The 6753-nt window shown below is 61.4% G+C and carries 5 protein-coding genes and 1 pseudogene; 2 read left to right on the top strand and 4 right to left on the bottom strand.

Features of this window, described 5'->3' with window-relative positions:
* Positions 1–499: hypothetical protein (locus ACYVDE_RS11420; protein ID WP_460501671.1), on the bottom strand; the 499-nt coding region annotated here is incomplete at its 3' end.
* 279 nt (positions 500–778) lie between these two features.
* Between ACYVDE_RS11420 and ACYVDE_RS11425 the strand changes: the two genes are divergently transcribed.
* On the top strand, positions 779–2884 hold the full coding sequence (locus tag ACYVDE_RS11425; RefSeq protein WP_460501672.1) for an OmpA family protein: 2106 nt from the start codon (positions 779–781) through the stop codon (positions 2882–2884).
* Positions 2885–2955: 71 nt separating this feature from the next.
* Here ACYVDE_RS11425 and ACYVDE_RS11430 read toward each other — a convergent pair whose 3' ends face one another.
* The 3 genes from ACYVDE_RS11430 to proS form a co-directional block, all read right to left on the bottom strand.
* The gene (locus ACYVDE_RS11430) at positions 2956–3399 is read right to left on the bottom strand and encodes a DUF4844 domain-containing protein (protein ID WP_460501673.1); all 444 of its coding nucleotides are present in this window, start codon (positions 3397–3399) and stop codon (positions 2956–2958) included.
* A 141-nt stretch (positions 3400–3540) separates the two neighbouring features.
* Positions 3541–3960 (bottom strand): DUF4844 domain-containing protein, encoded by a 420-nt coding sequence (locus ACYVDE_RS11435; protein ID WP_460501674.1) that lies wholly within the window; start codon positions 3958–3960, stop codon positions 3541–3543.
* Between the two features lie 188 nt (positions 3961–4148).
* Positions 4149–5624 (bottom strand): proline--tRNA ligase, encoded by a 1476-nt coding sequence (gene proS, locus ACYVDE_RS11440; protein WP_460501675.1) that lies wholly within the window; start codon positions 5622–5624, stop codon positions 4149–4151.
* 263 nt (positions 5625–5887) lie between these two features.
* Here proS and ACYVDE_RS11445 point away from each other — a divergent pair.
* Positions 5888–6753, top strand: a pseudogene (locus ACYVDE_RS11445) (hypothetical protein); the annotation flags it as partial.

Raw genomic sequence — 6753 nt, forward strand, 5'->3', positions numbered from 1 at the left:
CCGCCAGCACCAGCTGGAACAGCAGCACCCGGGGGCTGCCCATGGCGCGGGCCAGGGCCAGCCCGTTCAGGCTGGGGTGCACGGCGGCGGCGTAGTTGCCCTGCTCCTGGTAAATGCGGGCCAAGTTGTAGTACACCCGCGTCTGGGTGTAGCGGTTGCCAGTGCGGGCGGCCAGGGGCAGGGCCAGCCGGGCGTAGTAAATGGCCGAGTCGTACTGGCTGTGCGCACGTTGGTAATAGCTCAGGTTGAACAGCGCCTCCAGCAGCCCGCGCTCAAAGCGCAGCGACCGGGCCAGCCGCAGCGCCTGCCGCGTGAGCAGCAGCGAGGTATCGGCCCCCGCCGGCCGCAGCCCCCGAAACACCGGGCCAAAGGGCGTAGCGCCGGCCAGCACCTGGGCTTGTCCGGCATAGGGCAGCACGGCGAATGCCAGCAGTACCCCGTAGCGCCACGCACCCTTGGCCTCCACTACCCGTACCAGTAGGGCAATTTCGCGAAACACCGGGCGGCTCAAACGCAGGCCTGCGTAGGCAAACAGCTTGCGCAGCAGCCCTTGAGCTATCAGTTGTGCTACCGCTAAAAGCCACCGAGTAATCACATTGCAGGCCCCGACGCATTAAACGGCCAGCGGGCTATTGCGGAAAAATAGTACATCGCGGGCACTAGCCCGGAAAATACTTTTTCGTTAGGTTAGCTGTTCGTAAATACGCTCACTCAAACCGGCAATTTTGTACATTTGCTGGAAAGCATCCGGCCAAGAATACTTTTTGCCATTTTAGCTATGAATAATCGTCGTTTGAATTATCTGCTGGCGGCTGCGCCGGTGGCGTTGGGCCTGCTGGCTACCGCCCCGGCTCAGGCGCAGCACGTGCAATGGGCCGCCCGCCTGGTCGAAGCCTCGTCGCAAAAGGCCGAGGGCAAAGAGCCCTTCGCGCCGTCCAAAGTGCTGGGTGCTCCCGATGCCCTGCCGCTCGGCGAAATCAGCAACAACGCCTGGATTCCGCGCAAGGAAGGCGCCAACGAATTTATTGAAGTGAAGTTTCTGCGCTCGGTCGCGGCGCAGCAGATTACGGTGGTCGAGAATTTCAACCCCGGTTCCATCACCAAAATCGAGCTGATTGACACCAAAGGGGTGCACCACGAGGTGTACAGCAATGCCAACCCCGGCCCCTTGCCCGAACCCTCGCGCACGCTGGAAGTGAAGTTTCCGGCCGCCGAGTACCGCACGCTGGGCGCCAAGGTGTACATGAACACCGGCAAGGTGGAAGGTGTGAACCAGATTGACGCCATCGGCATCGCCGACGTGGCCTCTACGATGGTGAAGCAAGCTTTTGAGGGCGAGAAAGGCCCCGAGGCGGTGAAGTCGACGCAGTTCGACTCGTCGCTGGTGAACCTGGGCCCCAACGTGAACACGCGCTACGTCGACACCCACCCGGTGATTTCGCCCGACGGCCGCACGCTGTACTTCGCCCGCCAGAGTGCGCCTACCAACGTGGGCGGCGCCCGCGACCCACAGGACATTTACGTGTCGAAGCTGGTGTCAGGCAAAAACAAAACCTGGGGCCAGGCCAAGAACATGGGCGAGCCCAGCAACACCCCCGAAGACCCTAACGGCTTGGCTTCGGTGTCGGCCGACGGCCGCACCGCCCTGCTCATCGGGGTGTACGAAGACGGCTTGATGGAGCCCAAAGGCTTCAGCATGAGCAAGCGCGGGGCTGGCGGCTGGAGCAAGCCGGTGAAGGTGGACATCGAAGACTACTACAACAAAGACCCGCAGAACATCGATGCCTACCTGGCCACCTCGGGCAAAGCCCTGCTGATGGCTGTGGAGCGCAACGACGGCATGGGTGGGCAGGACATCTTCGTGAGCTTCCCGAAGGACGACAACCTGCCCGGCGTGATGCACGACACCAAGAGCCAGAAGAAGTGGACCAAGCCCAAGAGCCTGGGGCCCAACGTGAACACGGCTGGTGCCGACTTCGCCCCCTTCCTAGCCGCCGATGAGAAGACGCTGTATTTCGCCAGCGACGGGCGCGGCGGCTACGGCAAGTCCGACATCTTCTACACCAAGCGCCTCGACGACACCTGGACCAACTGGAGCCCGCCGCGCAACCTGGGCCCGGTGGTGAACTCGCCCGACTTCGACGCCTACTACACCATTTCGGCCGCCGGCCAGGATGCTTACCTGGTGTCGTCGCGCAACGGCACGGGCGGCTCGAAGGACATCTTCCGCATCTCGCTGGCTCCGGCCTTCCAGCCCGAAGTGGTGACGCTGGTAACCGGCAAGGTGCTCGACCAGGCCACCGGCAAGCCCATTAAGGCCATTATTCACTACGAAAACCTGCTCACCGGCGAGGAAATCGGCGTAACGGAAACCGACCCCGCCACCGGCGAATACACCATTGTGCTGCCCAGCGGCGTGCAGTATGGCTACCGCGCCGAAGCCAAAGGCTACCTGGCCGAAAACGCCAACCTCGACGTAACGGCCAAGGACAAGTACTCGGAGCAGAAGCAGGACCTGTACCTCGTGCCCTTCAACGTGGGCCAGACGGTGAAGATGAACAACATCTTCTTCCAGCAGAGCAAGTACTACCTCACCACCAGCTCCTATCCCGAATTGCTGCGCCTCATCCGCATCATGAAGGACTACCCAACGGTGGAAATTAAGCTCTCGGGCCACACCGACAACCAGGGCGACCCCGCCCTGAACCTCAAGCTCAGCCTCGACCGCGTGAACGAGGTGAAGAAGTACCTCAGCAGCCACGGCATCAACGGCGGCCGCATCACCACCGAGGGTTTCGGCGATACCAAGCCCATTGCCAGCAACGACCAGGAAGAAACGCGCATGAAGAACCGCCGCGTCGAGTTCACCATCACCAAGAAGTAATGTTTGGTGCATGCCAAAAAAAAGCCCCGGCTCGTCGTTCGAGCCGGGGCTTTTTTTTTGGCAGACCGTGGCTATTTATTTGCGGCCTTGAGTGGGGCCGCTGCTGCCGGCCGGGCCACAAAAGCATCAAGGCGCCCGTCGGAGCTGTCGATGCCAACAATGTCCATTAGGTCGATGTAGAATTCGGCCACCTGGCGGCGGTCTTCGGGCGTGGTCATCAGCGGGTCGAAGCGTTCGAGGCCGCGGTCCATGGCTTGCAGGTAGGCCTCGCGGCCGGGAGCATTGCGGGTTATCTGCACGAAGTCGAAGGCGGCGATGACCAGCAGGCGGTTCAGGTCGAGGCGGGCCTCAATCTGACTTTTGGCCGTGGCACCGGGCTCAGCCACGTGCTTGGTGGCTTCGATGAAATCTTCGAGCCGGCTCACTACCACCGGCGAGCCGGGTCGCAGTGCGCTTTGTGCGTGCGCAAAAGTGGCCAGGCAGCTCAACAGCACACTACAGCAGAAGCGGTTCATAGGGTAGAAAAGGAGGTTAACCAGCCAGTTTGGCCGCAATCAGGAATTGGAAAAGCACAAAGATGCGCACAACATTCCAATTTTGAGAACGATACCAGCCGACTGGCTCCTGCCCGCCTTTGCTACGCCAACGCCAGCCGCCTACCGCTTGGCCACGGTCCCCTCTACAAAGGCCCCGAGCCGGCCTTCGGAGCTTTCGAGCCCCACAATGTCGAGCACATCCTGAAAGTACTCGGCCAGCTGCTGCCGGTCTTCCGCTTCCACGGCCAGGGCATCGAGGCGAGCCAGGCTGGCATCCAACGCTTTAAAGTAGCCTTCGCGGGTAGGATTGTGGGTGGCCAGCCGCAAAAACTCGGACGAGGCCTCCACCAGTACCCGGTTCAGCCTGGGCCGGGCCTCAACCGGCAGCTTGCCGCTGCTGTTGCCAATCACTACCACAGCCTGGGTTTTACGCACCAGTTGTTCGAGGCGGGCCACGGCTTTGGCCGGCACCGGCACGGGGGTTTGCGCGTGGGCAGTAAGCGCAAAAACAAGGAGTGCGGAAAGCAGAAATGTACGCATGGCGAAAAGGTTTTAGGGTACACTATCAATCAATCATGACACAATATAATTAAAATATTTAACAAATACATACCATAAAATAGATTTGCTTACGAATTACTTACGTAGCCCATATAGGCAATAAAAAGGCCCGGCCCGACGAATAGCATCGTCGGGCCGGGCCGGGTAGCTGCCTGATTATGGGCGCGCTAGTAGGCTCGGGCGAAGTAGGCGCGGCGCGGTGCGGGCAGGCCCGTCACCATGCAGATGCCGGGTTCGTCGGCCTCGTTCAGGGGCAGGCAGCGCACGGTGGCTTTGGTTTCTTCCTTGATGCGCTCCTCGGTTTCGGACGTGCCGTCGTAGTGGGCCAGCAGGAAGCCGGGCTCCTCGTCGAGCAGGCGCTTGAACTCGTCGTAACTGTCGACGCGGGTGGTGTGGGCGGCGCGGAAGCTCTTGGCCCGCTCGTAGATGTTGGTCTGGATGTCGACGAGCAGCTGGTCGACGCTGGCCACGATGTCGGCCAGCGGCAGGCTCATTTTCTGCTTGGTGTCGCGGCGCACCACCTCCACCATGCCGGCGTCGAGGTCGCGCGCGCCAATGGCCAGGCGCACGGGCACACCCTTCAGCTCCCACTCGGCAAACTTGAAGCCGGGACGCTCGGTGTCGCGGGCATCCAGCTTCACCGAAATACCGCGCGCGATGAGGCCCATTTGAATGGGCTTGATGCGCTCCAACAGCGCATCGAGTTCGCCGGTTTTGTAGATAGGCACGATGACCACCTGAATGGGGGCCAGCTTGGGCGGCAACACCAGGCCCTCGTCGTCGGAGTGGGCCATGATGAGGGCACCCATCAGGCGCGTGCTCACGCCCCAGCTGGTGCCCCATACGTGCTCGCGCACGCCTTCCTTGTTCGAGAACTGCACGTCGAAGGCCTTGGCGAAGTTCTGGCCCAGGAAGTGGCTGGTGCCGGCCTGCAGGGCTTTGCCATCCTGCATCAGGGCCTCAATGCAATAGGTGTCTTCGGCGCCGGCGAAACGCTCGTTAGGGGTTTTCACGCCCTTCACTACGGGTAGGGCCATGTGCTCCTCGGCAAACTCGGCGTACACGTCGAGCATCTGGCGGGTTTCGGCCACGGCCTCCTCGGCGGTAGCGTGGGCCGTGTGGCCTTCCTGCCAGAGGAACTCGGCCGTGCGCAGGAACAGGCGGGTGCGCATTTCCCAGCGCACCACGTTGGCCCACTGGTTGATGAGCAGCGGCAGGTCGCGGTAGCTCTGCACCCAGTTTTTGTAGGTATTCCAGATGATGGCCTCTGAGGTGGGGCGCACCACCAGCTCTTCTTCGAGCTTGGCGTTGGGGTCGACGCGCAGCTTACCGGGCCTGTCAGGGTCGGTCTGGAGGCGGTAGTGGGTTACTACGGCGCACTCTTTGGCGAAGCCTTCGGCGTTTTTTTCTTCGGCTTCAAACAGGCTTTTGGGCACGAAGAGCGGGAAGTAGGCATTTTCGTGGCCGGTGCGCTTGAACATATCGTCCAGCTGGCGCTGCATTTTTTCCCAAATGGCGTAGCCGTAGGGTTTGATAACCATGCAGCCGCGCACGGCGGAGTTTTCGGCCAGGCCGGCGCGTTTCACCAACTCGTTGTACCACAACGAATAATCTTCCTGGCGGGTAGGCAACTTTTTGCTCATGGGAGGCATCTAAGAAGTAATTGAAAAAGTTCCCGACTCTGGTACAAGAATTGAATAGAACATGGGGCACCGTTTCGGCCCCAAATTACGTTAGGAAAGCGCGGACTATGCCAGCCGGGCCATTGCGCCACCGCCCGGCCGGGCCTTTGCCCCCGGGCCAACATTTTAGCTGAACCGGCCCTGATAATTAGCTTCTTCATCCCACTTCCACCGTATAGGTTGTTACTTTACAGAAGGCTTCCTCTCCTCACTTTATTTCCGTCATGAAAAATCTCCTCACCGCTTGTTTGCCCGCCCTGGCCCTCTTGGCGCTGGGTGGCTGCGCCGGCACGTCGGCCCTTACGTCGTCGGAAGACGACGGAGTTTACTATTCCTCAAAAGACCGCACCACGGCCGTGGTGCAGGCGGCCCCCGCGCCGGCCAGCACCAGCGAAGAAGCTAACCCCGACTACAACGGTGGTACGGCCTCGGCACCGGCCACCCGGCAGGGCAGCGGCTCGACGCAGTACTACGACAATACTTACACCTACATGCGCGGCGTGCCCGGCTATGGCGGCACGGCGGCCTACTACGGCGGCTCCGGGCTGAATGGCTACGCCCCTTACAGCCCCTACACCTCGCTGAGCTACGCGCCCTACGGCAGCCTGTGCACTGGCTTTGGCTACGGCTGGGGCGGCGGGGCCTGCGGGTATTCGCCGTATGCTTTTGGCGGCTACGACCCGTTCTACAGCTCTTTTTACAGCCCCTACGGCTATGGCTATAGCCCCTATTACGGCTACGGCTCGGGCCTGAGCATCAGCTTCGGCTTTGGCCGGCCGTATTATGGCTATGGCCTTGGCTACGGGTATAGCCCGTATGCTTACGGCTACTCGCCTTACTACTACGGTGGCGCTTACTATGGCGGCTACTATGGCCGGGGTGGCTACTATGGCAATAACTACAACGGCGGGTACTACGGCAATAGCTACAGCGGAAGCGATGTTCGCGGTGGGGGCCGCACGTATGGCCACCGTACCGACCGCGCCTCCGACGCCAGCTACGGCACAGCCGCTACGAACGGCACCACCAACGGCGGTACGCCCACGGGAGGCGGCCACGTGCGCAGTGAGCGCCCCGCGGGCAATGGCGG

The organism is Hymenobacter agri, from assembly GCF_054778495.1.